General features: G+C 66.1%; 27 protein-coding genes and 1 pseudogene. 7 read left to right on the top strand and 21 right to left on the bottom strand.

Annotated features, from left to right (window positions below):
- Nucleotides 1-49: 49 nt before the first annotated feature.
- From D6M19_RS15605 to dapB, 4 genes are all read right to left on the bottom strand, one after another.
- Nucleotides 50-898 carry an alpha/beta fold hydrolase gene (locus D6M19_RS15605; RefSeq protein WP_123026142.1) on the bottom strand — a complete coding sequence of 283 codons (849 nt, stop codon included), beginning with the start codon at nt 896-898 and terminating at the stop codon, nt 50-52.
- 76 nt (nt 899-974) lie between these two features.
- Entirely contained in the window at nt 975-1,427 is a 453-nt protein-coding gene (locus tag D6M19_RS15600; protein WP_123026141.1) for a flavodoxin family protein, read from the bottom strand.
- Entirely contained in the window at nt 1,424-1,894 is a 471-nt protein-coding gene (locus tag D6M19_RS15595) for a tetratricopeptide repeat protein (protein WP_123026140.1), read from the bottom strand. The genes D6M19_RS15600 and D6M19_RS15595 overlap by 4 nt, the downstream gene beginning before the upstream one ends.
- Nucleotides 1,891-2,628, bottom strand: a complete 738-nt coding sequence (gene dapB / locus D6M19_RS15590) for a 4-hydroxy-tetrahydrodipicolinate reductase (protein ID WP_123026139.1) — start codon at nt 2,626-2,628, stop codon at nt 1,891-1,893. The genes D6M19_RS15595 and dapB overlap by 4 nt, the downstream gene beginning before the upstream one ends.
- 44 nt (nt 2,629-2,672) lie before the next feature.
- Between dapB and D6M19_RS15585 the strand changes: the two are divergent.
- Nucleotides 2,673-4,249: pseudogene (locus D6M19_RS15585) on the top strand (DUF222 domain-containing protein).
- A 101-nt stretch (nt 4,250-4,350) separates the two neighbouring features.
- Here D6M19_RS15585 and D6M19_RS15580 read toward each other — a convergent pair.
- On the bottom strand, nt 4,351-4,866 hold the full coding sequence (locus tag D6M19_RS15580; RefSeq protein ID WP_123026285.1) for an HTH-type transcriptional regulator AldR: 516 nt from the start codon (nt 4,864-4,866) through the stop codon (nt 4,351-4,353).
- A gap of 92 nt (nt 4,867-4,958) precedes the next feature.
- On the opposite strand from D6M19_RS15580, the gene ald reads away from it, so the two are divergent.
- A complete protein-coding gene (ald, locus tag D6M19_RS15575) occupies nt 4,959-6,074 on the top strand; it encodes an alanine dehydrogenase (RefSeq protein ID WP_123026138.1) in 1,116 nt (371 codons plus the stop codon).
- Nucleotides 6,075-6,078: 4 nt separating this feature from the next.
- Here the strand turns inward: ald and D6M19_RS15570 are convergent, their stop codons facing one another.
- Complete coding sequence (locus D6M19_RS15570) at nt 6,079-6,465, bottom strand: YchJ family protein (RefSeq protein ID WP_123026137.1); 387 nt, start codon at nt 6,463-6,465, stop codon at nt 6,079-6,081.
- 53 nt (nt 6,466-6,518) lie between these two features.
- Here D6M19_RS15570 and D6M19_RS15565 point away from each other — a divergent pair, with 53 nt between their 5' ends.
- The gene (locus D6M19_RS15565; RefSeq protein WP_123026136.1) at nt 6,519-7,073 is read left to right on the top strand and encodes a DUF4334 domain-containing protein; all 555 of its coding nucleotides are present in this window, start codon (nt 6,519-6,521) and stop codon (nt 7,071-7,073) included.
- On the opposite strand, the gene D6M19_RS15560 is transcribed toward D6M19_RS15565, so the two are convergent.
- The 7 genes from D6M19_RS15560 to D6M19_RS15530 form a co-directional block, all read right to left on the bottom strand.
- Nucleotides 7,070-7,891 (bottom strand): rhomboid family intramembrane serine protease, encoded by an 822-nt coding sequence (locus D6M19_RS15560; RefSeq protein ID WP_123026135.1) that lies wholly within the window; start codon nt 7,889-7,891, stop codon nt 7,070-7,072. The two genes, D6M19_RS15565 and D6M19_RS15560, sit on opposite strands and share 4 nt — an antisense overlap.
- Before the next feature lie 4 nt (nt 7,892-7,895).
- Nucleotides 7,896-8,795 carry a class A beta-lactamase gene (gene bla, locus D6M19_RS15555; protein ID WP_123026134.1) on the bottom strand — a complete coding sequence of 300 codons (900 nt, stop codon included), beginning with the start codon at nt 8,793-8,795 and terminating at the stop codon, nt 7,896-7,898.
- A gap of 18 nt (nt 8,796-8,813) precedes the next feature.
- Entirely contained in the window at nt 8,814-10,166 is a 1,353-nt protein-coding gene (locus D6M19_RS15550) for a M16 family metallopeptidase (protein WP_123026133.1), read from the bottom strand.
- Complete coding sequence (locus D6M19_RS15545) at nt 10,147-12,402, bottom strand: polyribonucleotide nucleotidyltransferase (RefSeq protein WP_123026132.1); 2,256 nt, start codon at nt 12,400-12,402, stop codon at nt 10,147-10,149. Before D6M19_RS15545 ends, D6M19_RS15550 begins: the two co-directional genes overlap by 20 nt.
- A gap of 294 nt (nt 12,403-12,696) precedes the next feature.
- On the bottom strand, nt 12,697-13,521 hold the full coding sequence (locus D6M19_RS15540) for a class I SAM-dependent methyltransferase (RefSeq protein WP_123026131.1): 825 nt from the start codon (nt 13,519-13,521) through the stop codon (nt 12,697-12,699).
- Nucleotides 13,522-13,555: 34 nt separating this feature from the next.
- Nucleotides 13,556-13,825 carry a 30S ribosomal protein S15 gene (gene rpsO / locus D6M19_RS15535; protein ID WP_123026130.1) on the bottom strand — a complete coding sequence of 90 codons (270 nt, stop codon included), beginning with the start codon at nt 13,823-13,825 and terminating at the stop codon, nt 13,556-13,558.
- 131 nt (nt 13,826-13,956) lie between these two features.
- Nucleotides 13,957-14,931, bottom strand: coding sequence for a bifunctional riboflavin kinase/FAD synthetase (locus D6M19_RS15530; RefSeq protein WP_123026129.1), 975 nt, complete (start codon nt 14,929-14,931; stop codon nt 13,957-13,959).
- A gap of 81 nt (nt 14,932-15,012) precedes the next feature.
- On the opposite strand from D6M19_RS15530, the gene mntR reads away from it, so the two are divergent.
- Nucleotides 15,013-15,717, top strand: coding sequence for a manganese-binding transcriptional regulator MntR (gene mntR, locus D6M19_RS15525; protein WP_123026128.1), 705 nt, complete (start codon nt 15,013-15,015; stop codon nt 15,715-15,717).
- Here the strand turns inward: mntR and D6M19_RS15520 are convergent.
- Genes D6M19_RS15520 through D6M19_RS15510 form a run of 3 tightly spaced genes read right to left on the bottom strand, consistent with a single transcriptional unit; the run spans nt 15,714 to nt 18,893 of the window.
- A complete protein-coding gene (locus tag D6M19_RS15520; protein WP_123026127.1) occupies nt 15,714-17,390 on the bottom strand; it encodes an MFS transporter in 1,677 nt (558 codons plus the stop codon). The two genes, mntR and D6M19_RS15520, sit on opposite strands and share 4 nt — an antisense overlap.
- Complete coding sequence (locus D6M19_RS15515; protein WP_123026284.1) at nt 17,391-17,825, bottom strand: MarR family winged helix-turn-helix transcriptional regulator; 435 nt, start codon at nt 17,823-17,825, stop codon at nt 17,391-17,393.
- A 33-nt stretch (nt 17,826-17,858) separates the two neighbouring features.
- Nucleotides 17,859-18,893, bottom strand: coding sequence for an AraC family transcriptional regulator (locus tag D6M19_RS15510; protein WP_123026283.1), 1,035 nt, complete (start codon nt 18,891-18,893; stop codon nt 17,859-17,861).
- A 74-nt stretch (nt 18,894-18,967) separates the two neighbouring features.
- On the opposite strand from D6M19_RS15510, the gene D6M19_RS15505 reads away from it, so the two are divergent.
- Nucleotides 18,968-20,293, top strand: coding sequence for a cytochrome P450 (locus D6M19_RS15505; protein WP_123026126.1), 1,326 nt, complete (start codon nt 18,968-18,970; stop codon nt 20,291-20,293).
- Here D6M19_RS15505 and truB read toward each other — a convergent pair.
- From truB to D6M19_RS15490, 3 genes are read right to left on the bottom strand one after another with little or no spacing between them, the layout of a single operon-like run.
- Nucleotides 20,261-21,142 (bottom strand): tRNA pseudouridine(55) synthase TruB, encoded by an 882-nt coding sequence (gene truB / locus D6M19_RS15500; RefSeq protein WP_123026125.1) that lies wholly within the window; start codon nt 21,140-21,142, stop codon nt 20,261-20,263. The two genes, D6M19_RS15505 and truB, sit on opposite strands and share 33 nt — an antisense overlap.
- On the bottom strand, nt 21,139-21,807 hold the full coding sequence (gene pptT / locus D6M19_RS15495; RefSeq protein WP_123026124.1) for a 4'-phosphopantetheinyl transferase PptT: 669 nt from the start codon (nt 21,805-21,807) through the stop codon (nt 21,139-21,141). Before pptT ends, truB begins: the two co-directional genes overlap by 4 nt.
- Complete coding sequence (locus tag D6M19_RS15490; protein WP_123026123.1) at nt 21,804-22,748, bottom strand: ACP phosphodiesterase PptH; 945 nt, start codon at nt 22,746-22,748, stop codon at nt 21,804-21,806. The genes pptT and D6M19_RS15490 overlap by 4 nt, the downstream gene beginning before the upstream one ends.
- Before the next feature lie 131 nt (nt 22,749-22,879).
- Here D6M19_RS15490 and D6M19_RS15485 point away from each other — a divergent pair, with 131 nt between their 5' ends.
- On the top strand, nt 22,880-23,485 hold the full coding sequence (locus tag D6M19_RS15485; RefSeq protein ID WP_123026122.1) for a DUF3558 domain-containing protein: 606 nt from the start codon (nt 22,880-22,882) through the stop codon (nt 23,483-23,485).
- Here the strand turns inward: D6M19_RS15485 and D6M19_RS15480 are convergent.
- Nucleotides 23,475-24,548: a DUF7064 domain-containing protein gene (locus tag D6M19_RS15480; RefSeq protein ID WP_123026282.1), complete on the bottom strand. Its 1,074-nt coding sequence runs from the start codon at nt 24,546-24,548 to the stop codon at nt 23,475-23,477. The two genes, D6M19_RS15485 and D6M19_RS15480, sit on opposite strands and share 11 nt — an antisense overlap.
- An 8-nt stretch (nt 24,549-24,556) precedes the next feature.
- Nucleotides 24,557-25,693: a sulfotransferase family protein gene (locus D6M19_RS15475; protein WP_123026121.1), complete on the bottom strand. Its 1,137-nt coding sequence runs from the start codon at nt 25,691-25,693 to the stop codon at nt 24,557-24,559.
- Between the two features lie 43 nt (nt 25,694-25,736).
- On the opposite strand from D6M19_RS15475, the gene D6M19_RS15470 reads away from it, so the two are divergent.
- Nucleotides 25,737-26,354: a TetR/AcrR family transcriptional regulator gene (locus tag D6M19_RS15470; RefSeq protein ID WP_123026120.1), complete on the top strand. Its 618-nt coding sequence runs from the start codon at nt 25,737-25,739 to the stop codon at nt 26,352-26,354.
- Nucleotides 26,355-26,361 lie beyond the last annotated feature (7 nt).

The following is a 26,361-nucleotide window of genomic DNA, read 5'->3' as shown; positions in this document are numbered from 1 at the left end:
TGATCACCGACCCGTTTTCGTTCTCTTCAGGAGCGCACGACGTTTGAGTTCAGACGGGCTGTGCGACGAACCATTCGAGCAGCAGATCGGCCACCGCATCGGGATCCTCATCCAGCATCCAATGGGACACCCCACGCAGTAGCTCGAAGCGGTATTCGCTGCTGACATTGCGGCCACTGGCATGTGCTCCTTTGGGGCTGAGGAATGTGTCACCGTCGCTGAACACGTGCATCGTCGGGACCGTGATCTGACCGCGGAGGAGGCGAACAAAATTAGCCAAAGGCATTGCTCGGTACCAGTTGACGGCGGCAGTGAACCTGCCCGGTGCGGCCATCGCGCGGGCGTCGCGCTCGGCGTTCTCGGGTGTCTGCCTGTGCGCCTGCAGGAATTTCGAAAGGCCGGTCGCAGTCCCTCGGCTGCCGATGAAGACCCGTTCCGGAATGCGAGGCAGTTGGAAGAAGAGCACGTACCAGGACGCGAAAATCTGCCAGCTCGTGAGGAGCGCCTTGCGGCCACCGACCGGGTGCGGCGTCGACAACGGTGACGCAGTGGCCAAGCGATCAGGCATCTGTGCCGCGGCGAACCACACCACGAAAGCACCGCAGTCGTGCCCGACGAGATGTACGCGGTGCGCACCGCTGGCGTCGATCAGGGTGCGGACGTCCTCGACCAGTTCGGACACCCGGTAGTCCCGGCGGCGTGTCGGTCGGGCGCCACGGGAGTAACCCCGCTGGTTAGGAGCCAGACAGCGGTAGCCGCGAGCGGTGAGTTTTGTGATCACTGCGTTCCAGCTGGTGTTCATTTGGGGAAAGCCGTGCAACAAGATCACGACGGGCCCGTCGGCAGGCCCGGCATCGATGACGTCGAAAACAAGCTCCCCGCGCCTGTACTGATCCATGCGCACTTCTTTACCGGAGACATCCACCCCGCGCGAGGGCACGCGAGCGCTGCTGAGGCGCCGGCGACAGGACCTCTCAAACCATCAGCTGGGCGGCGACCGTCGCACCGAGATTCCAGCACGCCTCAAGGTCGTCCTTCGTCGGCTTGCCCGACACCACGACGGTGTCGGCGGCCTTGATCCAGCCCAGGCCGGTCGTGATGGAATCGATGCCCCGCTCGGCGCCTTCGGCGCCCTCGTTGCCGTGCAGGAAGACGCCGAACGGTCGGCCACGTGTCGTGTCGAGGCACGGGTAGTAGCAGACATCGAACGCGTGCTTCATCGCACCGCTCATGTAGCCGAGGTTGGCCGGAGTGCCCAGCAGATAGCCGTCGGCTTCGAGCATGTCGGTCGCCGAGACCGTCAACGCCGGTCGACGCACGACTTCGACGCCCTCGATCTCGGGGTCGGTCGCACCCGATAAAACCGCTTCGAACATCTCGTGCGTATGTGGCGACGGCGTGTGATGAACAATGAGCAGCCTCTTCATCGCGTCGCCTCCTGCAGTTCGACGGCCTTCTTCATCGCCTCTCTCGCACGGCTGCGGTCGCCCGCATAGTCATACGCCCGTGCCAGCCGATACCAGCGGAGCCAGTTGTCACGGTCGCGCTCCAGTTCGCCACGGACGGTTTCGAACAACGCGTCGGCCGCGTCGCGCTGGATCCGGCCGGACTGCATCGTGGGCAGGCCGCTGACATCGAGTTCCATACCCTCCTCGCGGGCGAGGCGCGCCAGCCGTTGGTGTGCGAGGCCGGCCTGCAGCGTGGCGACCATCACCCAGATGCCGATCAGCGGCATCACCAGTATCGCGAACCCGAGGCCGATCGCGGCGCCACTGCCCGATGTGATGAAGGCCCACGCGATCCGGCCGAGAAGGAGAAAGTAGACGACCATCGCCACACACATGAAGCCGATGAGCAGCTGTATGCGAAGAGCACGCCCGCCCTCGGTGCTCATGTCAGGTCGAGTAGCGGCTCTATGCCCACGGTGAGCCCAGGGTGTTCCTTCACCTTCCGCACCGCCAGCAGCACCCCGGGGACGAACGAGGTGCGGTCCAGGCTGTCGTGACGGATCGTCAGCGTCTCACCCTGCGTGCCGAACAGCACTTCCTGGTGCGCGACGAGCCCGGCCAGCCGGACGGAGTGCACGGGTATGCCGTCGACGTTTGCTCCCCGTGCGCCTTCCAGCCCCGTACTGGTGGCATCGGGATTGGGCGGCATGCCTTTTCGGGCTTCGGCGATGAGCCGTGCCGTGCGCGCCGCGGTCCCGGATGGTGCGTCGGCTTTGTGTGGGTGGTGAAGCTCGATGACCTCGACCGACTCGAAGAACTTGGCCGCCTGCTGGGCGAAATGCATCGACAACACGGCGCCGATCGCGAAGTTCGGGGCGATGAGAATGGCAACGTCAGGGTTGGAGGTCAGCCAACTGCGCACCTGTCCGATTCGTTTGTCGTCGAAGCCGGTGGTGCCGACGACGGCGTGGATGCCGTTCTCGATGAGGAACTTCAGGTTGTCCATCACCACGTCGGGGTGGGTGAAGTCGATGACGACCTCGGTGCGGCTCTCGGTGAGCAGGCTGAGCGGATCGCCCGCGTCGACCTCGGCCGACAATGTCAGGTCGTCGGCGTCTTGAACGGCCGCCACCATGGTCGAGCCGACCTTGCCCTTACTGCCCAGCACTGCCACTCGCATGCGCCCACCCTAGTTTGTCGGTGGGTTCGTTTATTGTCGAATGTATGTTCGATCCGGTGGCGGTGTTGGCTCCGACCGAGTTGGTGTTGGCGATTGCTGACTCGGGGCGTCAGGAGTCGATGCTGGTGGCGCAGCGGATGGCTGATATCGCCGAGTTGTTGGCCCAGCGCACCGTGGAGGTGCAGGCCGAGGATCCCGATCCGGGTTTCATGTTGGTGACGGGATTTCAGCGCACCTGCGCTGAGGTGGCCGCGGCGATGAATTTGTCGCCTGCGGCGGCCAGCGTGATGGTGTCGCACGCCGACACGCTGATGGAGCGGCTGCCGCAGGTGGCTGCGGTGTTGGCCGCCGGTGACACCGATTGGCCCACAGTGGCGGTGATCATCACCCGTACCGAGTTCTTAAGGACAGCGCGATGGCCCGGGTGGACGCCGACCTGGCCGGACGGATGTCGCGGTGGCACTGCTGGTCGCGTCGGCGGGTCATCAACGCCGTCGACGCCGCTGTGCGTCGGTGTGATCCCGACGCCATCCGCGAGCGGGAGCGCCAAGAAGACCGGCGCCGCCTTGAGGTGACCGCCCGCGGGGATGGCACCGCCAAGATCGACGGCATCGTCGCACTCGACGCGGCGGTGGCCTTCGACGCCCGGTTAACCGAACTGGCCAATGGTGTCTGCCGCGCCGATCCGCGCACGAGGGCCCAGCGGCGCACCGACGCCCTCAAGGCGATGGCCGAGGCCCGCCGGCTGGCCTGCTTATGCGGGGCGACCGACTGCCCGAACCGATCCGCTGATACCGCGCCGGCCACCAGGATCGCGATCAATGTCATCGCCGGGGCGCACACGGTTCTGGGCGGCGGCAGCCAACCCGGCTACATCGAGGGCTACGGGGTGATCGACGCCGAGCAGATCCGCGTCCTGGCCCAGAACGCGACGCTGAGGCTGCTCGCGGAGCCAGTGGTCAGCCAAGCGCAGGCGCTGCGCTATCAGCCGACCGCGGCGGTGCAGCGGTGGGTTCGGCTGCGCGATCTGACATGCCGGTTTCCCGGCTGTGACCGTCCCGCGGCGGGCTGCGATGTGGACCACACCATCGCGTTCAATCACGCCGACCCCCGCAACGGCGGTCTGACGGTCCCGTGGAACCTCAAATGCGTGTGCCGTCAACATCATCGAGATAAGACCTTCAATGAGGGCTGGCGCGACGAACAACTGCCCGACGGGACAGTGGTGTGGACCTCGCCGAGCGGTGAGATCTACCGCACCACGCCCGGCGGGGTTGACCTGTTCCCCGACATGGCGTCCGCACCGGCCTGCCAACCACCCACACCGCTGGCCCGCAACCGCTCTGGCGAGCGCACGGGGCGCATCGCGCGTATCCGCAGCCGCAACCGGACATTGCGGCCGATCAACGAAGCCCACCGCCAGCTCCAACAGGCCCGCCGCCGAGAAATCGGCTACCGCAAAGGCCGCAACCACATGCGCAAAATGCTGTTCATCCTCAAAGGCCGACCCAGCACCAGCCCCTACTGCACCTGGATCAACGACCCACCCGAACCCGAAGAGCTACCACCGGACTGGCGACCCCCACCCCAACACCCCCAACCCGACGACCCACCCTTCTGAGCAGCAGTCGACGTCGACGTACACGGTTTTCGACGTGACCGTCGTGACGATGCTGCTCCCGGCGCCCGGTGAGCCCGAAGCCATCCGGACTTCCGCTCGTTTTACAGCGGCGAGGCGCCCCGCAGATGCTCGAAGATCAACGATGTCTGCGTACCCGCGACGTCGGCATCGGCGTTGAGGTTCTCCACCACAAACGATCGGAGGTCCTCTGTGTCGCGGGCGGCGACGTGCAAGATGAAGTCGTCGGCACCGGCGAGAAAGTAGACGTCCATCACCTGAGGCTTGCGCCGGATGTGCTGGATGAAGTTGCGGATTTTCGCCCTGGCGTTGGCCTGCAGGCTGACCGAGATCATCGCCTGCAGGGACAGGCCGATCGCGGCCGGGTCGATGTCGGCATAGAAACCACGGATGACACCAAGTTCGTGCAGTCGGCGAACCCGGCCATGACATGTCGACGGCGCGATGCCGACAGCATCAGCGAGCGCACTGTTGGGCATCCGGGCATCGCGGTGCAGGGTGATCAGAATCCGGCGGTCGACCTCGTCGAGCTCGGGCTGCTGAACATCCTTCGGCGAACGCGGGCGACTCACCGGCGCGAGTGATGATTCTTCTGTCACTACCCCATGATATCGAATGATCATCGGTTCTATTGCTTGTGAGTCGAAGGTTCTTCACAATTTAGGGAGTCCATCGACAAACAGGAGCGATCATGCGCGTCGGCATCCCGACCGAGATCAAGAACAACGAATTCCGAGTCGCCATCACCCCTGCAGGTGTGGCCGAGCTGGTCCACCGTGGCCACGAGGTGCTCATTGAGGCCGGTGCGGGCGAGGGCTCTGCGATCTCCGACGCCGACTTCAAGCGGGCAGGCGCCCAGATGGTCAACAGCGTCGACGAGGTCTGGGCCGAGGCCGATCTGCTGCTCAAGGTCAAGGAGCCGATCGAGCCCGAGTATGCCCGCCTGCGCGAGGGCCAGACCCTGTTCACCTATCTTCACCTGGCCGCTTCCAAGCCGTGCACCGATGCGCTGATGGCTTCTGGCACCACCTCGATCGCCTACGAGACCGTGCAGACCGCCGACGGCGCGCTGCCGCTGCTGGCGCCGATGAGCGAGGTTGCAGGCCGGTTGTCGGCGCAGGTCGGCGCCTACCATCTGATGCGCAGCCACGGCGGCCGCGGCGTCCTGATGGGCGGCGTGCCGGGTGTGGCCCCCGCCGAGGTCGTCGTGATCGGAGGCGGCGTGGCCGGCTACAACGCCGCCCGCATCGCCAAGGGTATGGGTGCCCACGTGGCCGTCTTCGACGTGAACGTCAACACGCTTCGCAAGATCGACAACGAGAACAGCGGAGCCATCGAGACCCGCTACTCGTCCATGCTGGACCTCGAGGACGCGGTCAAGGACGCCGACCTGGTGATCGGCGCCGTGCTGGTGCCCGGCGCGAAGGCCCCGAAGCTCGTCACGAATTCGACTGTCGCGCACATGAAGCCAGGTGCCGTGCTGGTCGACATCGCGATCGACCAGGGTGGCTGCTTCGAGGACTCGCGGCCCACCACCCACGACGACCCGACCTTCGCAGTTCACGACACGGTGTTCTACTGCGTGGCCAACATGCCCGGCGCCGTTCCGCGCACGTCGACCTATGCGCTGACGAACGCGACGATGCCGTACGTGATCAAGCTCGCCGACAGGGGCTGGAAGGCCGCATGCCAGGCCGATTCCGCTCTGGCCAAGGGACTTTCGACGCACGAGGGCGACCTGCTCTCCGAGCAGGTGGCCTCCGATCTCGAGCTGCCGTTCACCGACCCGGCCACCGTACTGGCCTGATCGCTCAACCGAACAACTCCCCGTCCACGTAAAGCCAACGACGGGCTCTAACGGCGAAGTGGGACCGCTCATGCAGCGTCCCACTTCGTCGGTTCAGGTGGTAGTGGGCTCGAAACTCCACCTCCCCCAACTCGTCGCCGTGCTGTCCCGCCACCGTGTCGAGGATTTCCAGTCCCGTCCAGGTCTCACCCGAGGGTGTCAACACCTCTGGCCGGGTGCGCGGATGCCACGTCCGCCAGACATAGTCCAAGTCCCCCGCCGCGTAGGCGGTGTACCGCGACCTCATCAACTCCTCTGCGGTCGCAGCCAGCCGCTGCCCGGCGTGAAGCGGCAGGCAACACAGCTCGAATATTTCGCCACTGCCGCACGGGCAGCCATCGGTCGCCGACACAGATCACAGTCTGGCCGATTCCATCCTTGACACCTGTCAAGTACGGTCGTGGCATGGTTCTGGCCGACGTACTCCCGAATGCCCCGACTACTACCGATGACGCGCTGGCACTGTTCGACGCCAGCCCCGCGGCCGAAGCCGAATTCATGATCGGTACGTGGCACGGCGCCGAACTTCCCACCGGCCACCCGTTGGACGGCCTGCTTGAGGCCAGCGGATGGTGGGGAAAGCAGTTCGTCGACAGCGAGACCGTCCACCCGCTGCTGTTTCCCACCGCTGACGGCCGCGCGCTCTGGGCGGTCAAACCGATCCTGGCCTTTTCCGGCCTCGGCATGGTCACGAGGATTCCGGCGCTGCGGCGCCGCAACCACACGGCCTTCATCAACTATGCGAGCCCGATTCTGCGAACGCAGAGCCCGAAGGCAAGGCTGCGCACAACGCGCTATCGCGGCGTCGACACCGCAACCATGATCTACGACCAGCTACCCATCAACGACGTCTTCCGCAAGCTGGACGACCAAAGCGTCATCGGAGCAATGGATCTACGCGGATCGAAGAAGCCGTACTTCTTCGTGCTCACCCGCGACGACTCGATGCAACTCCGTTAGATCAGCGCCAGCAGTTCGGTTGTCCGCCACCAGATGAGCGCGACGAACAGCACCAGGATGCCGACCGTCGCACCCGCCTGCACCAGGTCGCGGTTCTCGCGCGGCGCATACGCGTAGGCCAGCGCGACTAGTCCGCCCGTAACCAACCCGCCGAGATGTCCCTGCCAGCTGATCGATGGCACCGTAAACGTGATCACCAGGTTGATCACGATCATGATGACAACCCAGCGGATGTCCACGTTGACCTTCTTGGCCACCACGAAAGTGGCTGCGAACAAACCGAATACAGCTCCCGACGCTCCTACCGTCGCCGCATTGAGCGGCGAGAACAGGTAGATCACCACTGACCCGCCCAGCGCACTGAGCAGATAGAGCGCGCTGAAGCGCAGCCGGCCCAGCCAGATCTCCAACGGCGGACCGACCACGAACAGCGCAAACATGTTGAACAGAATGTGGGTGATCCCGTTGTGCAGGAACGCCGAGGTGATCATCCGCCAGAATTCGCCGTCGGCAACCGCAGGCGACCACATCGTCAGCGCCGCCTCGAACTTCCGCGACGCCATCTGGGCGACGAACAACACCACGTTGAGCGCGATCAGGGCATAGCTGACCACCGGTGTGGCCGAACCCATTCGGCCACCGAACTGCGTCCGCGGCTGCCTAACCGTCTTGGCGCCTTCGCTGACGCACTCCACGCACTGGTGGCCGACGGCGGCGTCGCGCATGCACTCCGGGCAGATGTACCGGTGACACCGCGTGCACTGGACATACGTCGCGCGGTCCGGGTGCCGGTAGCAGGTCGGGGTCGGGTCTGTCATCGGGTCATCCCAGCAGCCAAGGCACCAGCAGCGTGGTGAGTTCGCCGATCAGCGGCCGATTGTTCGCCGCCTTCGGATCGTTGGCCTGCGAGCGCGTCATGATCGCCAACAGCAGCCGCTGGCCCCGCGGCCCGTACGCCATACCGACATCGTTGGTGCTGCCGTAGTCACCGTTGCCCGTCTTGTCCGCGGTGGTCCAGCCCTCGGGAAGGCCTGCCCGCATGCTCGAAGTCTCATTGGCCCGCAACCAGTCTTCGAGCTGCTGACGCTGCGGTGCTGCCAGCACGTCCCCGGTCAGCAGGTTCCGGTATCCGCCGCCGAGCGCACGTGGACTGCTGGTGTCGCGCGGGTCGCCCGGGATCGCGGTGTTCAGCTCGATCTCCCAGCGGTCCAGCCGGGTGCGATCATCGCCGATGCTGCGCGCGAAATCAGTGATGGCAGAGGGCCCGCCGATCGTCTGGAGGAGCAGGTTGCCAGCTGCGTTGTCGCTGACCTGCACCGCGGCAGCGCACAGCTCTGCCAACGTCATCTGGCCGCCGGAGTTGGCGGCGGTCCTCGGTGAGTTGGGCAGCGAGGTCTGCTCGGGGTCGACGAACACCTGCCGGTCCAGCGTCAGCTCCCCGTTCTGGACCATCTGTAGAACCCTGGCGGCGGCGTAACCCTTGAACGTCGAACACATGGCGAAGGATTCGCCGTCGAGGTGAGAAACCGTTCGGCCGGAATCCAGGTTGATGGTGTACACGCCGATCTTCGCGTTGTGCCGTCGCTGCAGCGCTTCGATGCGGTCGTGCACCGGCGGGATCGGCTCGGCGGGATCAGCAAGGACGGATTTCTGCGTGCACGCGGCGAGGCCGGCGACTGCCAAACCGCCGACCAACATGCTTCGTCGGGAGAGGTGATTCACTGCTCCCACGGTAGGTGATCAGCCCGCGATTGCCCGAAGCGGCTGCGGCAGTGACCTTTTGGTCCGATAAGGCCCGAGGACCGCGGCGCCGTACGGCCTGGTCAGCAGCTTGCGCGCGACGGCGTTGACCTGGTCGAGGGTGACATCGTTGATCAGCTCCAAGGTCTGATCGATGCTGCGGTGCTCGCCGAAGTTCAACTCACTGCGGCCGATGCGGTTCATCCGCGAGCCGGAGTCCTCAAGCCCGAGCACCAACCCGCCGCACAACGACCCCTTGGCGATCCGGCACTCGGCTTCGGTGATCCCATCGCGGGCCACCGTCTCCAACACGTCGGTTGTCACCCTGGCGACTTCGCCGAAGCGCTCGGGCAGGCACGCGGCATAGACCGAAAGCGCGCCGGTGTCGGAGAACGTGTCGACCGTCGAATACACCGAGTAGGCAAGCCCGCGAGTCTCGCGAATCTGCTGGAACAAGCGCGAACTCAGGCCGCCGCCCAGCGCGGTATTCAGAACCGACAACGCCCACCGCTGCTTCCAGTGCCGGCCAGGCACCCGCACGCCCAACGACATATGGGTCTGCTCGGCGTCCCGGTTGACCACCTCAAGACACGGTTGGCCGGTCACCCGGCCGGTGCCCTTGCGTGGTGGAACCGCTGTGCGACCGCGCGTCAAATGCCGGCCGAAATGCTCGCGCACCAGCCCGACCACCTCGTCATGGTCGACGTTGCCCGCGACCGCAACCACCATCCGTTCTGGTGTGTAGCGGCGGACGTGGAACGAATGCAGCTGCGAACGCGTCATCGCCGAAACCGATGCGGCACTGCCGATCACCGGCCGCCCGACCGGGTGCGCCCCGAATACGGCGGACAGGAAGACGTCGCCGAGAGTGTCCTCCGGATCGTCGTCACGCATGGCGATCTCCTCGAGCACCACTGCGCGCTCGAGCTCCACGTCCTCGACCGCACACGAACCCCGCAGCACGACGTCGGCGACCAGGTCGATGGCCAGCTCGAGATCGTTGTCGAGGACGTGCGCGTAATAGCAGGTGTGCTCCCGTGCCGTGAACGCGTTCAGTTCACCGCCGACCGCGTCCACCGCCTGGGCGATCTCCACCGCGCTGCGTGTCGGGGTGGATTTGAACAACAGGTGCTCGAGGAAGTGCGCGGCGCCGGCAACGCTGGATCCTTCGTCGCGCGAACCGACGCCCACCCACACACCGACCGACGCCGAGCGCACCGACGGGATGTATTCGGTGACGACGCGCAGACCACCGGGCAGGGTGGTGCGTCGCACTGTGGACTCTGTCGCGCCCTCGTTGCCGCGGCGGACCCGTCGCAGGCCCGCCTTCCCGCTAGCTGCCTGTCGTGGCATCGACAGGCGTATCAACAGGAGCCGCCGCCACGGATTCTTCGTCTTCCGACACCAGGACCAGCGAGATCTTGCCGCGGTTGTCGATATCGGCGATCTCCACACGCAGCTTGTCGCCGACCTTCACGACGTCTTCGACCTTGGCGATGCGCTCGCCCCGGCCGAGCTTGGAGATGTGCACCAGCCCGTCGCGGCCGGGCAGCAGCGACACGAACGCGCCGAAATCGGTTGTCTTGACCACGGTTCCGAGGAACCGCTCACCGGTCTTGGGCAGCTGCGGGTTGGCGATGGCGTTGATCATGTCGATCGCTGCCTGCGCCGACAAGCCGTCGGTGGCACCGACGAACACGGTGCCGTCGTCCTCAATGGAGATGGATGCGCCGGTCTGCTCGGTGATCGAGTTGATCATCTTGCCCTTCGGCCCGATGACCTCGCCGATCTTGTCGACCGGGACCTTGATCGCGGTGACGCGCGGTGCGTAGGGGCTCATCTCGTCGGGGGCGTCGATGGCCTCGGCCATCACCTCGAGAATGGTGATACGGGCGTCCTTGGCCTGCGCCAGCGCGCCGGCCAGCACCTGCGACGGAATGCCGTCGAGCTTGGTGTCGAGCTGCAGCGCGGTGACGAAGTCCTTGGTGCCTGCACATTTGAAGTCCATGTCGCCGAACGCATCCTCAGCGCCGAGGATGTCCGTCAGCGTCACGAAGCGACGCTCCGTCTTGCCGTCGTCCAGTTCGACGTCGTCGGACACCAGGCCCATCGCGATGCCCGCGACCGGAGCCTTCAGCGGAACGCCTGCGTTCAGCAGCGACAGGGTCGACGCGCACACCGAGCCCATCGACGTCGAGCCGTTAGAACTCAACGCCTCGGACACCTGGCGGATCGCATAGGGGAAATCTTCGACGCTCGGCAGCACGGGCATGAGCGCCCGCTCGGCCAACGCCCCGTGCCCGATTTCACGCCGCTTGGGCGAGCCGACGCGGCCGGTCTCACCGGTCGAGTACGGCGGGAAGTTGTAGTGGTGCATGTAGCGCTTGGACTTCTCCGGCCCCAGCGAGTCGATCTGCTGGGCCATCTTGACCATGTCCAACGTGGTCACACCCATGATCTGGGTCTCGCCGCGCTCGAACAACGCGCTGCCGTGCGCCCGCGGGATCACGGCCACCTCAGCGGAAAGCGCGCGGATATCGGTGATGCCACGGCCGTCGATACGGAAGTGATCGGTCAGAATGCGTTGGCGTACAAGCTTCTTGGTCAGCGATCGGAATGCCGCACCGATCTCCTTCTCGCGACCCTCATAGGTGTCGGCCAGCCGCGCAAGCACCTCGGCCTTGATCTCGTCGGTGCGATCGTTGCGCTCTTCTTTGCCCGCAATGCTCAGCGCCTTGGACAGCTCATCGGTTGCCACCGAGGACACCGCGTAGAACACGTCGTCCTGGTAGTCGGGGAACACCGGGTACTCGGCGGTCGGCTTGGCGGCCTTGTCGGCCAACTCCTGCTGAGCGGCACACAACGCGGCGATGAACGGCTTGGCTGCTTCCAGACCCTCGGCGACGACGGACTCGGTCGGGGCGCCTGCGCCACCGGCGATCAAATCGATGACGTTGTCGGTGGCTTCGGCCTCGACCATCATGATGGCCACGTCGTCATCCGTCTTGCGACCCGCGACGACCATGTCGAACACGGCGTTCTCGAGCTGCTCGATGGTGGGGAACGCCACCCAGGTGCCCTCGATCAACGCGACGCGGACGCCGCCGACGGGGCCGGAGAACGGAATTCCTGAGATCTGCGTGGACGCCGATGCGGCGTTGATCGCCAGAACGTCGTACAGGTCCTTGGGATCAAGGCTCAGGATGGTGACGACGACCTGGATCTCGTTACGCAGACCCGAGATGAAGGTGGGGCGCAGCGGCCTGTCGATCAGGCGGCAGGTCAGGATCGCGTCCGTGGAGGGTCGACCCTCACGCCGGAAGAACGACCCAGGGATGCGTCCCGCCGCATACATCCGCTCTTCGACGTCGATCGTCAACGGGAAGAAGTCGAAATGGTCTTTGGGGGTCTTGCTGGCCGTCGTGGCCGACAGCAGCATGGTCTCGTCGTCGAGGTAGGCGACGACGGCGCCGGCGGCCTGCTTGGCCAGCCGACCGGTCTCGAAACGAATGGTGCGGGTGCCGAAGCTCCCGTTGTCGATAACGGCGGTCGATTCGAACACGCCTTCTTCAATTTCAACTACAGACATAGACGTCCGTATGGCCTCTCTGGATCACTGTTCAACTGTTTTGCGTCGTCACAGCGTGTGGACCCTGGCCCTGGAAGCGGCCGTCGATCGAAGCTGCCGGGAGTCAATACCCCGGCAGCCACTACCGAAGACCGCGCGATCAGGCGGATCCCGATATGACGGGCAGGAACGGCGCTCACGTGGTTGCGAAGGCCGTACCCAAGTGTTCGAGCCGAACCGGCTGCCGAACTAAGCCATCGTACATTGCAGCAGGTACGCGACCGAAATCCGCGGTGCTGGATGCCTGATTGCTCCTCACGTGCGCGAAGGGCGCCGGCCCCACCCACCGACCACCGTCGGCGCCGTGTACACCGCGCCGGCCGCGCCGAGGGCATCCCCGAGCCGCAGCTCCAGCGTGTCGAGATCTATCTCGTCCTCGGTTGCGGCACCCGAGGCGACGATGGCGTCTTTCATCGCGCGCACCACGCCGACCACATAGCCCGCAGCCTGTCGGTTCTCCGGCGGCCAGTAGGCCTGCAGCCCGAGCGCCCCTACGTCGTCATAGCCCGCCTGGCCGAAAAGCACGGGTAAGCGCATTCCGACGAACGGGTCCACATGGGCGTACTCGAAGCCTGCCCACAACCAGTCGCGGACGCGCGAGTACAGCTCGACCTCGGGAAGTGCGCGCGCACCACCCATGTCGTAATCCACGGCGACGAAGACGCCCCCCGGTCGCAGATTGCGCATCTGGTGTGCGAGAACATCGGCAGCGTCGGGCAGGTGCATGAGCAACAGTCGGCAGACCCCGGCGTCGAAGGGCTCATCGTCGACGAAGGTGCGCGCGTCGCCCCGACGAAACTCGACATTGCCCAAACCGAGTCGGTCCCGCCGCGCCGTTGCCGCGGCGATCTGAGCCGGGTCCCGCTCGACGCCGACCACGAACCCGTCTGGGCCGACGATATCGGCGACCTGAAAGGCGACGTCGCCGGGACCGCTGCCGAGGTCGAGGACTCTCATGCCGGGCCGGATGCCGCCGCGCTGAAAAAGGAGGGCCGTCGGTTCGGCGAGGATGGCCGCCTGCGTCTGCAGTCGGTCGATCTCGGCTTCGTCGCTACCAAGGATGTATTCGGGGTTAGTCACGTCAACTGGTAACGCCTACCCGGCCGTATTCATGTCAGCGGCGCAGGCCAAGGCGCTCGATCAGGGAGCGGTAGCGCGCCACGTCGACCTGGGCGATGTACTTGAGCAGGCGGCGGCGCCGACCGACCAGCAGCAGAAGTCCGCGCCGCGAGTGGTGGTCGTGCTTGTGCACCTTGAGGTGCTCGGTCAGGTCCGCGATGCGCTTGGTCAGCAGCGCGACCTGCGCCTCCGGCGAACCGGTGTCGGTGTCATGCAGGCCGTAAGAGCCCAGGATGTCTTTTTTCTGTTCGGCTGTGAGCGCCACGAAACAATCTCTCCATCGATAGGTCCGCGAGGAGGGGCACAATGCCCCGAAAAGCGTGCCCACCGCGAACTGCAGCACACGCTTGGTCGGCGTGAAGTCTAGCAGCGCCCCTTTGAGCTGCGAAATCGCCGCTACTGGGCGGCAAGGATGGCGCGCGCCCGCTGCGTGTCGCCGCCCATGGCGGTGATCAGGTCGTCCACCGAGCCGAAACGCTCCTGGCCGCGGATGCGGGCGACGAAATCCACCCCGACGTGCTGGCCGTACAGGTCGGCCTCGGTATCGAGGACGAACGCCTCGACCGTGCGGGTCCGACCGGAGAAGGTCGGATTGGTGCCGACCGAGACCGCCGCCTGATACCGCTCACCAGGCACGACGGTGCCCACGACCGGGCCGTGGCCGAGCACGGTGAACCACGCGGCATACACCCCGTCGGCCGGGATGGCCGAATACATCGGCGGCGCGACGTTGGCGGTCGGATAGCCAAGTACCTTGCCGCGGCCGTCGCCTCGAACCACCACACCCTCGACGCGGTGCGGCCGGCCCAGCCCCTCAGCTGCGGCCACCACGTCGCCTGCGTCCACGCAGGACCGGATGTAGGTCGACGAGAAGGTGACGGTTTGGTCCTGTTGGTGCTCGGCGACAAGGGACATGCCCTCCACCGCGAATCCGAACCGCTCCCCCGCCTTACGCAGCAGGTCGACGTTGCCCGCCGCCTTCTTGCCGAAGGTGAAGTTCTCCCCGACCACCACCTCGACGACGTGCAGGCTCTCCACCAGCAGTTCATGGATGTAGCGCTCGGGCGTCAGCTTCATGAAGTCCGATGTGAACGGCATGACGAGGAAGACGTCGATGCCCATCTCCTCGACCAACTCGGCGCGCCGCGTCAAGGTGGTCAGCTGAGCGGGATGGCTGCCGGGGAAGACAACCTCCATCGGATGCGGGTCGAACGTCATCAACACCGTGGGCACACCGCGGGACCTGCCCGCCTTGACGGCGTGGTTGATCAGCTCGGCGTGTCCGCGGTGCACCCCGTCGAACACGCCGATCGTCACGACGCATCTACCCCAGTCTGTGGGGATCTCGTCCCGCCCCCGCCAGCGCTGCACGGTGGCAAGCCTACGGCGCGCGGGCGGCCCCGGCTGCGTCACATCCCCAGATCAGGTGACCATTGCCTAAACTTTGTGACTGTGAGTCCGAACGGTAATCAGCGCGACCTGACCACGGTCGCCCAGGATTACCTCAAGGTCATCTGGACCGCCCAGGAGTGGTCACTGGAGAAGGTGAGCACCAAGATGCTCGCCGAGCGGATCGGGGTGTCGGCCAGCACCGCGTCGGAATCCATCCGCAAGCTGGCCGATCAGGGCTTGGTCGACCACGAGAAGTACGGCGCGGTGACGTTGACCGAGGCGGGCCGTCGGGCCGCGCTCTCGATGGTGCGAAGGCACCGGCTGATGGAGACCTTTCTGGTCCGGATGCTCGGCTACAGCTGGGACGAGGTACACGACGAGGCGGAAGTGCTCGAGCACGCCGTCTCCGACCGGATGCTCGACCGCATCGACGCCAAGCTCGGCTATCCGAAACGAGACCCGCATGGCGATCCGATCCCGGCCGCCGACGGCCATGTGCCGACGCCGGATGCGCGGCAGCTGTCGGTGTGCGAGGACGGCGAGACCGGGACCGTGGCCCGCATCTCCGACGCCGACCCGGAGATGCTGCGGTACTTCGACAGCGTGGGCATCACCCTGGATTCGCGGCTGATGGTGCTGGCCCGCCGCGACTTCGCGGGCATGATCTCCGTGGCGATCAAGTCGGCCGACGCCAAGGAGAGCGATCCTGGCACCACCGTCGACCTGGGAAGCCCTGCGGCAGAAGCGATCTGGGTGGTCGGCTAGCAGCTGGCCCGTCCGCGCGCCAACGACGCGACGGCGGCCAACGCGGCTAGCGCGATCGACACGCCGAACACAACCGTCAGCCCGTCGTGGAACGGGCCCGAGATGAGGCTGGGGAAGAAGTCGTGGCCGGTGATGGCCGCCTGGCGCTCGGGTGGCAGCCGCCCCAGCACGCCGCTCGGGGCCAGCAGGTGCTCGAGCGGGTTGACGCCGAGCACCGCAGCGAACAGCGTTGAGACCGGTGGCAGCGCGGCGACCTGCTGGGCCACGTCGTGCGGCACGCCGTGCTGCTCAAGGCCGCCGCTGAGTGCGCCGGGCAGGCTGCCCGCAAGACCGACGATCATCAGCGAGAAGAACACGCCGATCGACAGCGCAGTGCCGCTGTTCTGGAACGTCGCGCGCATGCCGGATACCACCCCGCGCTCGCTGGGCAGCACACTGCCCATGATCGCGGACGTGTTCGGCGCGGCGAACATGCCGCTGCCAATTCCGTTGAGCGCAATCAGCATTGCGAAGGCCCAGTACGGGAAGTCGATGGGCAGCAGCAGGAGACCGACGAAGCTGAGACCGAACAACACCATGCCTGCCGACGCGATCCCGCGGGCACCGAGTCGATCCGACACCGCGCCCGCCGCAGGCCCGGCGACCAGGAATCCGGCCGTCAGCGGCAGCATGAAGATGCCCGCCCACAGCGGGGTGTCCGCGTAGTCGTAGCCGTGCAACGGCAGCCATATCCCCTGTAACCAGATGATGAGCATGAACTGCAGGCCACCCTGCGCGAGGGCGGCGGCGAGCGTGGCGGCGTTGCCTGCGCTGAACGCCCGAATCTTGAACAGGCTCAACCGGATCATCGGTTCGGCGACCCTTGACTCGATCAGCACGAAGGCGATCAGCAGAACGACGCCGAGCACCAGGGTTCCCAGCACGAACGGACTATGCCACCCGGTGGGATGGCCGCCGTGCGGCTGTATGCCCGTCGTGATCGCGACGAGGACGGCCGACAATCCGACGGCGAAGGTGATGTTGCCCCACCAGTCGATCCGGCCGCGGTGCCGCTCACCGTTGTCGCGCAGCCGCCGATAGGCCCAGATCGTGCCGAAGACGCCGACGGGTACGTTCACCCAGAACACCGCCCGCCAGTCCCAGGCGGCCAGCAGTCCACCCGCGACCAACCCGATGAACTGACCGGCAAGCGCGGCAACTTGGTTGAATCCGAGCGCGAAGCCCCTCCTGTCCGGAGGGAAGGCATCGGTGAGGATCGCCGCCGAGTTCGCCGTCAGCATCGACCCGCCGACCGCCTGCAGCAGTCGCCAACCGATCAGCCACTGCGCGGCGGCCGAGCCGTCGAAGGGGTCGAACGACAACAGGATCGACGCCACGGTGAACACGGTGAAGCCCGCGTTGTAGACGCGCACGCGGCCGTACATGTCGCCGATGCGGCCGAGCGTGACGACCAGTACCGACTGCACCAGCCGATATCCCATGATCATCCACAGCAGATAGGCGATGTTGGCCGGTGCAAGCGGGTCCAGGTGGATGCCTCGGAAGATCGCGGGCAACGAGATGATGACGATCGAGCCGTCGAGTGCGGACATGAAGACCGCGGCGGTGGTGTTGGTCAGCGCCACCCACCGGTAATTGTCGCCGGTGCGGGTCTGTCGTTCGTCGACGGTCATTTACAGGTGGTACGCCAGTCGTTCGATCAGCGGTGCCGCGGCTGCGAGTTGGTCGAGTTCGGCTTCGGTGAAATCCGCCAGCCCTGCAGCGAGCTGGTCGACGCGGGCGTTGCGTCGGCGATTGAGTTCTTTGCGCCCTACGGCACTGATGGACAACAGGATTCGCCTCCCGTCACCGGGATCGGCTTGACGTTTGACAAACCCGCGGGTTTCGAGCTCGCTCAGCGTTGCGCCCATCGACTGTGGGCTGATCTGCTCCTGCCTGGCGAGGTCGGCGGCGGCCGCGGGTCCGCCACGGTCGAGGCGACCGAGCGCCGCCGTCTCGGGGAACGTCAGCTCGCCGTCGACGGGCGTCTGCCGCAACCTCCGCCGGAGCAGACCAACGCATAGCAGCAGCGCCCTTGCCACGGCTTCGGTTTGGCGATCGACGGACATATTCATCAGGCTAAACTTATAAGTGCACCCTGATCAAATGCTGTGTGTGCGACGGTATTCGCTTGGGGCGAGTCCGAACCAGCGCGAGAAGGCGTGGTTGAAAGCCGCCGTCTCGGCGTAGCCAAGCCGCCGAGCGACCTGCTCGACGGTCAGCCCGACCTGCGACAGCAGCTCGGTGGCCAGCGAGGCACGCACATCATTGGTGATCGCACGAAACGACGTGCCCTCCTCTGCTAGCCGCCGACGCAAGGTGCGGGGGTGTAGATGCAGCGACGCGGCGGCGGCATCGATGCCAGGCATCTCCCCCGGCGAGGACAGCAGCTCCGAACGTACCCGCGCCGACAGTCCAAGGTGGCGCCGCCGCCGCTCGAGAATCCGCTCGCACTCCGCGACGCACACGGCGAGCGTGTGCGGGTCAGCCTGCGGCAGCGGTTCATCGAGCATCCCTCTCGGGACGCGGACGACGGTACGGTCGCGGTCGAACTCGATGTCGCGGATCGCGACGGCATCGAGCAGAGGTCGCAGGTATTCCTCGGCCGCGGCCAATTCGACGCATATCTCGTCGGCGTGACGGGCGAGCACAGGATGGACGAAACCAGGCACGGTGGCCATGATCGCGGCGATATCGCGCTCCATGAAAAACCGGCGCACGTCGGCGGGCAGATGGCCAGCGTCGACGGTGATTTCGCACTCGGATTGCCGTTCCGACAACACGATCGACGAATGCAGCGTGGTCAGCGAAAAGAAGCGCAGGCCAACCGATATCAGTTCGCGCAGCGTTCCCGACGACATCGCGGCGAAACCGAACATGCCGAGATTGGTGAGGTTGATGCGGCTGCCGACCGCAACGCCGATTCCCGCCGGTTTCGGTGCGAGACGCAGCAGGGTGCGCGCCATGGTGATCTCGTCGGCGCTGGAGACTGCGCCGTCCGGCGCCTCGAGGTCAGCAGGAGTCACCGACGTACCGGCGAGCACGTCGGAAACGGACACTCCCACCTCGGCAGCCACCGCGCAGAGCACTCGAGCGGCGACGACGGGACGCCGGAGCACGGCGGACGGGACGGTCATCGTGTCCGAAAATATCAATCTTTTGTCCCAACGCAGCATCTTGCCCGCGCCGACCTCGCTCTACGGTCGAATCCATGACGATCACCAGCGACGTCCGGTTCGCCAGGAAGTACGGACCCCTGACCGCCAGAACCCTTGCGTCCAACGTCGTGCGCGAGGCGAAGCACCGAAACCGGCCGCGGCCGGTCCCGCCGAACATCGAACTCACCGACTTCGATCCGTTCGACCACGCGACGGCGGCCGATCCGTATCCGCGCTATCGGGAACTACTCGAGGGCGGGCCGGTGCATTACAACCCCCATCGCAGCATCTTCATCCTGACCCGCTACGCCGACGTTCGCGCCGCCGCACGCGCCGACCACGCTCTGTCCAGCGCCGACGGCGTCACCTACGGCCGGATGAAGTTGCCGATCTTGATCACCACCGATGCGCCCCGACACACGCGGATGCGGAAGCAGACGATGCCGGGGTTCACCAGGGGCGCACTCGAGTCGTGGCGGCCGATGGTCGACCAACTGGCGGCCAGGTTGGTCGCCGGGCTGCTGGCGCAATCACCCGCCGATGTGGTCTCGACACTGGCCGTGCCGATGCCGATGGGAATGATCGCCCACATCCTCGGCATCGGCGACGACGATCAAGCTGCATTCCGCCAATGGTCGAACGACATGGTCCGGGTCGCCGATATCAACATCTCGAAATCCGGCCTGCGCGAGATGGTTCCGGCGTTGACGGGCTTCCGACATATGCACGCGTTCTTCACCGAGAAGCTGAGCAAGGGTGAGCTGCTCGGCGAGGACACGATCCTCGGTCGGCTGACAAGACACACCGAGGACGGGCGGCTGTCCTACGACGAGATGTTCTTCATCGCGGTGCTGCTGCTGCTTGCGGGTAATGAGACCACGACCAACTTGCTCAGCACGCTGTTCTTGACGCTCGCCGAGAACCCCGACCAACTCGAGCTGTTACGGCGGCAACCAGAGCTCATCGGTTCCGCAATCGAGGAACAGCTGCGCTTCTCGTCGCCTGTGCAAAGCTTCTATCGCACAGCGCTTGTCGACTATCAGGTCGGATCCGCCACCATCCCCAAGGGCGCCCGCGTGTTACTGGCCTGGGGTGCGGCCAACCGCGATCCCCGTCAATTCGACGACCCGGACGTCTTTCGGGCCGAACGCAATCCGACAGGCCACGTCGCGTTCGGCTCCGGCGTGCATCTGTGTCTCGGTGCGCAGCTCGCCCGCATGGAGGGCTCCGCTGTGCTGCGCGAGATCGTCGACAACGTCGAAAGGGTCGAGGTGGTCGGCGAACCGACCTGGACCACCAATCCCAACCTGCGCGGCCTCACGCGGATGAATGTTGCGCTGACGCCATTACAGGGTCGCGGGACGAATCACCACTACTGATTTTGCCCGATCGCCCTCTTCGCGGAGAAGAGAAATGACCTTTTCGTCCGGCGCCACCGCGGCATAAACGCCGTCGATCCCCGCCGGGTTCAGTGCGCGGCCGTGGCGGGCCGATTCGGCCTCGTCGACGGTCAGGTCCCGTCGCGGGAAGGCCAGCAGGCAGGCCGCATCGAGGGTGTAGGACAGCTGCGGCGTTTCTGCCAACGCGTCGAGCGTGCGGGCCTCGTCGAGCCCGAACCGACCGACCCGGGTCCGTCGCAGCGCGGTGAGATGTCCACCGACGCCGAGTGCGACGCCGACATCGCGGGCCAGCGCCCGGATGTAGGTGCCGCTCGAGCAGTCCACCTCGACATCGACGTCGACCAGATCGGCCGGTCGACGGATACCGCGGACCTCGAACCGGCCGATGCGCACCGGCCTTGCCGCCAATTCGACGGTCTGCCCTTCGCGGGCGAGTTGGTAGGCCCGCTTGCCGCCGACCTTGACGGCGCTGACTGACGACGGCACCTGCGAGATGTCGCCGCGCAGCGCCGCGATAGCGGCTTCGATGTCGGCGTCCGATATGTGCGATGGCGAAACAGTTTGCAGCACTTCGCCTTCGGCATCTTCGGTGGACGTGGTCTGACCCAGGCGAATCGTCGCGACGTATGACTTCTCGGTGGCCGTCAGCAGCCCGAGGATCTTCGTCGCCCGCTCGATGCCGACCACAAGGACACCCGTGGCCATCGGGTCCAGGGTGCCCGCATGCCCGACCTTGCGGGTGGAGAAGATGCGCCTGCACCTGGAAACCACATCGTGGCTCGTCATTCCCGAGGGCTTGTCGACCACCACCAGGCCGGGGTCGGTCACAGCACGATCGCCGTAAGCGCCAAACCGTCCCGCACAGACCACCGACCCCGCAGCGTTGTCAGCGGCGGTCCCGACAGGGCGGCCGGGTCGATGAGGATGCGGGACTCGAATCCGCCGGAGGCCGCGCCCTCGTCGACGTCGAACACGATGTGGGCGTCCTCGAAGCCCAGCCAGCGCCGGGTGACCGGGTACCAGGCCTTGTAGGTCGCCTCCTTGGCGCAGAACAGGATTCGATCCCAGTGCAACCCTGGGGGCAGCGCGCTGATCTCGGTCCGCTCGACAGGCAGGCTGATCGCGCCGAGCACACCGTCGGGCAGCACGCCGTGGGGTTCGGCGTCGATGCCGACCGATCGCACGGATTCGTGTCTGCCCACCGCTGCGCCGCGGTAGCCGTCACAGTGCGTGAGGCTGCCGACCACTCCGTCGGGCCAGCACGGTTCGCCCTTATCCCCCTTCAGGATCGGCACCGGCGGCACACCCAGTTCTCCCAGCGCCTGCCGCGCGCAATAGCGCACGGTGATGAACTCGTTGCGGCGCTTGGCCACCGACTTGGCGATCAGCGGCTCCTCCTCGGGAAGCGGCGCCAAATCCGGTGGGTCGTCGTACATCTCGGCGGCAGCCACCTTGTCGGGCAGCACGTCGGAAAGCAGCGTCGCGACGATCATCGTGCCCGCGTCGCCTGCCGGTTGGCGATGCGCTCCTGAATTTTCTGCGCGCTGGTCCGCATCTCATCGGTGATCTCGAAATGCCCGCCGAACTCGTTGAGATACCCGGCCGGGTACTTTGGGTCGGGCAGCACCTGGCGCAGCCAGCGATAGGGCTTGCGGCGCCGCCACTCTCGGGGGTAGCCCACCGATACCTCTTCGAAGCGCACCCCGTCGTACCACGTGGTTCGGGGAATGTGCAGGTGCCCGTACACCGAGCAGATCGCGTTGTAGCGGGTGTGCCAGTCAGCGGTAGCCGTCGTGCCGCACCAGAGCGAGAACTCCGGGTAGAACAGCGCATCGCAGGGCTCCCGCACCAACGGGAAGTGGTTCACCAGAACCGTCGGCGTCACCCAGTCGAGATCCTCGAGCCGCTTTCGGGTGCTCTCCACCCGGTCGCGGCACCACGCGTCCTTCGTCGCGTACGGCTCGTTGGAGAGCACGAACTCGTCGGTGGCCACCACGTTGCGTTCCTTGGCGATGGCCAGCCCCTCGGACTTGGTCGCGGCTCCCTCGGGCAAGAACGTGTAGTCGTAGAGCAGGAACATCGGCACGATCGTGGCGGGTCCGCCGGCGTCGGTCCACACCGGAAACGGATGCTCCGGGGTGACCACTCCCATCTCGTCGCACATGTTGACCAGGTAGTCGTAGCGCGCCCGGCCGAACACCTGCATCGGATCCTTGGAGGTGGTCCACAGTTCGTGGTTGCCGGGTACCCAGATGACCTTGGCAAACCGCTTCCGCAGCAGGTCGAGCGCCCATCGGATCTCGTCCGTCCGCTCGGCGACGTCGCCCGCGACGATCAGCCAGTCGTCCGGCGATGAAGGGTGCAGCGATTCGGTGACCGGCTTGTTGCCGGTGTGACCGGTATGCAGGTCGCTGACCGCCCAGAGTGTCGCCACGACCGTCCAGCCTACTTGCGCGCGGCCGTCGGCTCAGACCCGCAACTAGAACATGTTCTCGTTTCCGGTCCGGGGGCATCGCGGCGACTTGTATAGTCCCCGCAGGGGCCGGCGATGCGCAAGGGGGTGTTATGGCCACCAGGATCCGGCTGTTGACGGCGTTCGGTGCGCTGGTGACGGCGGTAATTCTGGTCCTGCAGGGCGGACCGATGACGTTGCAGACGCCCGATCCGGTGCAACTGCGCTCGACCTCCGCGCCGTTGCCGATGGCGACCACCACTATCAAGTGGCCGGTGATCGAAACCGTCGATCCCGACCCGTTCGACGCGTGCCGGGACATCCCGTTCGATGTCATCCAGCGCATCGGCCTGGCGTTCACCCCTCCCGAGCCGGAGGACAGCCTGCGATGCCATTTCGACGCAGGGAACTATCAGATGGCAGTGGAGGCGTTCGTCTGGCGCACCTACGAGGAGAGCCTGCCCCCCGACGCCGTCGAGCTCGACATCGACGGCCACCGCGCGGCCCAGTTCTGGGTGATGAAGCCGACCGACTGGAACAACCGGTGGTGGATCACCTGCGCGATCGCGTTCAAGACGGACTGGGGAGTGATTCAGCAGTCCCTGTTCTACGCACCGACCTACACGGCCGACGATGTCGACTGCATGCAGACGAACCTGCAGCGCGCCCACGAGCTGGCGCCGTACTACCAGTACGCGAAGCGGGACACTAGCGAGTGATCTTGTCCATCGGACTCGAGCGCTCGAGCATGCCGTAGGCCTCCTCGCCCCTCCACCGGTAGCGCACACCTGCCTGCTGAAGTGCCGGAAACGTCCAGTTCGCCATCTTGGCGAGCATTTCCGCAGGCACCTCGCTGGGGTCGGTGATGTCATGCGTCGACAGCACCGTCTCGCCCTCGATCCGCTCGGTACCCGCCGCGGTCTCCAGCACGACCGACACGTCCTCACCGCGCGGAAGCAGCCGCGTCAGCCACGGCGCCTCGACGACGCGGGCAGGGATCAGGTCGCCGTCGCCAGCCGAATCAGGGTCGAACAGATACCCCTCGTTGAATGTGGGCCGACCATCGGGCCGCGGCGGATAGGCGATGTACCCGAACGCCCGCCCACTCGGAAACAGCGCGGACTGCCAGCAGTGCCCCCAGAATCCCTCGAGCCTGCGCACACCCTGGCGTCGGATCCGCAGGCCGCTGCCGGTGAGGGCGTGCTCCTGCCCGGCCACCCGCACCGACCCCGTCGCGCGGAACAGTTGCTCGTAGCGGTCGCCACCCATCAGATCGCCCTCGACGGACGTCTCCAGTGCCGACGCGGCGTCGGCCTGCAGTGCGCCCTGCACCCACGGGGGCACGGCGAGCGTCGCCTCCACCTCGAAGCGCAGATCGACCAGCGGCCCGTCCTTGCGGCCCGCGGCGAGGTCGGCCGATGACGTCTCGACGGCCTTGCCGTCGAAGCTCATCGTCCAGACGCCGAACGGTTTCACGCATTCGAAGGCCAGCGGGCCCCCGCCCAACACCGTCGGCTTGCCGTCATGGCCTTCGGTTGGCCGGCTTTTGCCTTCGTCGCGCAGTCGATACACCCGGCCGTCGGGGAACGCGACGTTGACCTGGATGCTGTGTTGGTCCCAGTTCGACGCGACCGCCTCGATGCCGACGCGCGGCAGGCCGACCCGGCCGCGGTCGTCGAAAACCCAGAAGCTCACCGAATCCCGCATCTCGGGGTCCGACGGCCGTTCGGCGAACATGTATTCGCGCGTCGGGTCGATTCCGCCGGTCAAGTCGATTGCCATGTGAGCGTTCACCTTTCCTGGGTGATCCAGCGCCGGGTGTGGTCGACGTATGAGGCGAACAAGGGCCGAATGGCCTCGAGGTCCAGCGCGAACTCTTCTGGGTCGGCGTGGCTGTGCGGCTCGCGCTTCTCGGCGTTCTCGGCCCACCACCGTCGCATCCCGGCATCGAACTCGTCGCCCACCGGTTCGCCGAGCCACGCGTACAACCGGCGCACCTCGCCGATCGGATCGGCCAGCATGGCGCGGAAGTCGATGTCGAAGAACCGGTGGTCGGCGCCACTGTCACGGAACTTCACCGCCCGGTCGACACCGACCGACCAGTGGCCGACGTTGAGCTCGCCCAGATAGCGACGGTCGAGGTGGTCGGTGAATCCGCCTGCGATGTCGGCATATACGTCGGCAACCGAGAGCAGCACGTCGGTCGGATCGCGATGGGTCATCACGAAACGGGCGTCGGGAAACACCCGGTCCAGATGATCCAGTGCCAGCATGTGCGCGGGCGACTTCAGCCGCCACGGCCGGGTCGGCTCACCCCAAGCCAGCAGTTTGAGCACACGCCGCTGGTAGGCGTAGGTCGGCGTGAAGTCAGCCTTGTCGACGAGCCACTCGGAGTACGTCGGGATTTGGGCGAACGCCTGGAAGATCTGGGACTTGAAGTCGAGCGCCATCAGATCGAGGCACTCCATCGGGCCGTGGATGTCGGTGGGCACGTGATGCCTGGTGCCGACCATCAGGGCGCGCTGCTCGGGCGGGATCCGCGGATCTTCGCCTGCCACGGTCGACGGCGGCGGGCACGGCTCCGAGGACTCCCAACTGCGCAGGTACCGGACGTGCGGGTCCTGCGCGAGCAGGAAGGACAGCGCGGTGGAACCGGTGCGGGGCAGGCCGAGCCCGAACAGCGGGGCGGTTATCGCGACGTCTTCGATCTCGGGGTGGCGGCGGTACCAGTCCTCCACCTGCAGCCGCTGACACAGGTGCACGCCGATCCAGGCGTAGATGAATCCCTCGCCGCGGTCGTTGAGCCGGGCCTCGTCGCGCAGCGCCTTCGCGAGGATCTCCAGCCCCTCGCGGAAGGAGTCGTCACCGAAGTCGTCGCGCCCCGTTCGCTCGACGGCGGAAGCCATCAACTCGGCCGGTGATGCCACAGTGCACCTCCAACGAAATTCGTGACAGTACACTGTCACCATTGTGGTTGACACGTCAATAGGAAACCGGCGCCGCTACGACAACAGCGCGCGAGCGGAGAAGGCCGCACAGACGCGCGAGCGCATCGTCGCCGCGGGCAGCGAACTCGTGCACGCCTTCGACAGTTGGAACTGGCGGGACCTGACGTTCCGGTCCGTCGCCGAGCGCGCAGGCGTCGGCGAGCGCACGGTCTACCGCCACTTCCCCACCGAACGCCACCTGCACGATGCCGTCATGCAGCGGTTGGAGTCCGAGGCGGGGATCTCCTACGAGGACGTCGACCTCGACAACCTCGGCGAGGTGACCGGCCGTGTCTTCGCGTCACTGCAACGGTTCTCGGTCCGCGACTCCATCGACACGCCGCGCGACCCGACCTTCGTCGGCGTCGACGCCCGCAGGCGTGCTGCGCTGCTGCGCGCCGTCACCGAATCCGCGCCGGGATGGTCGGACGACGAGAAGCGAGTCACCGCGGGACTTCTTGATGTGCTGTGGAACCTGCCCAGCTACGAGCGGCTCGTCGGGGTCTGGGGCGTTGACGGGGCCACCGCCACCGGCGCCGTCACCTGGCTGATGTCCAAGGTCATCGACGCCGTCGAGGACGGACATCCGCCGCCTGCGTAGCCTCGGT

The sequence above is a fragment of the Mycolicibacterium stellerae genome (assembly GCF_003719305.1).
Lineage (GTDB): Bacteria > Actinomycetota > Actinomycetes > Mycobacteriales > Mycobacteriaceae > Mycobacterium > Mycobacterium stellerae.
The sequence above is the reverse complement of the archived record's forward strand: the minus strand, read 5'-3'. Positions and strand labels throughout refer to the sequence as shown.

Excerpts from the sequence above, each read along its gene's own strand:
- D6M19_RS15605 (WP_123026142.1), bottom strand. The coding sequence starts at position 898 with ATGGATCAGTACAGGCGCGGGGAGCTTGTTTTCGACGTCATCGATGCC.
- D6M19_RS15600 (WP_123026141.1), bottom strand. The coding sequence starts at position 1,427 with ATGAAGAGGCTGCTCATTGTTCATCACACGCCGTCGCCACATACGCAC.
- D6M19_RS15595 (WP_123026140.1), bottom strand. The coding sequence starts at position 1,894 with ATGAGCACCGAGGGCGGGCGTGCTCTTCGCATACAGCTGCTCATCGGC.
- dapB (WP_123026139.1), bottom strand. The coding sequence starts at position 2,628 with ATGCGAGTGGCAGTGCTGGGCAGTAAGGGCAAGGTCGGCTCGACCATG.
- ald (WP_123026138.1), top strand. The coding sequence starts at position 4,959 with ATGCGCGTCGGCATCCCGACCGAGATCAAGAACAACGAATTCCGAGTC.
- D6M19_RS15565 (WP_123026136.1), top strand. The coding sequence starts at position 6,519 with ATGGTTCTGGCCGACGTACTCCCGAATGCCCCGACTACTACCGATGAC.
- D6M19_RS15560 (WP_123026135.1), bottom strand. The coding sequence starts at position 7,891 with ATGACAGACCCGACCCCGACCTGCTACCGGCACCCGGACCGCGCGACG.
- D6M19_RS15550 (WP_123026133.1), bottom strand. The coding sequence starts at position 10,166 with ATGCCACGACAGGCAGCTAGCGGGAAGGCGGGCCTGCGACGGGTCCGC.
- D6M19_RS15545 (WP_123026132.1), bottom strand. The coding sequence starts at position 12,402 with ATGTCTGTAGTTGAAATTGAAGAAGGCGTGTTCGAATCGACCGCCGTT.
- D6M19_RS15520 (WP_123026127.1), bottom strand. The coding sequence starts at position 17,390 with ATGACCGTCGACGAACGACAGACCCGCACCGGCGACAATTACCGGTGG.
- D6M19_RS15515 (WP_123026284.1), bottom strand. The coding sequence starts at position 17,825 with ATGTCCGTCGATCGCCAAACCGAAGCCGTGGCAAGGGCGCTGCTGCTA.
- D6M19_RS15510 (WP_123026283.1), bottom strand. The coding sequence starts at position 18,893 with ATGACCGTCCCGTCCGCCGTGCTCCGGCGTCCCGTCGTCGCCGCTCGA.
- D6M19_RS15505 (WP_123026126.1), top strand. The coding sequence starts at position 18,968 with ATGACGATCACCAGCGACGTCCGGTTCGCCAGGAAGTACGGACCCCTG.
- pptT (WP_123026124.1), bottom strand. The coding sequence starts at position 21,807 with ATGATCGTCGCGACGCTGCTTTCCGACGTGCTGCCCGACAAGGTGGCT.
- D6M19_RS15485 (WP_123026122.1), top strand. The coding sequence starts at position 22,880 with ATGGCCACCAGGATCCGGCTGTTGACGGCGTTCGGTGCGCTGGTGACG.
- D6M19_RS15480 (WP_123026282.1), bottom strand. The coding sequence starts at position 24,548 with ATGGCAATCGACTTGACCGGCGGAATCGACCCGACGCGCGAATACATG.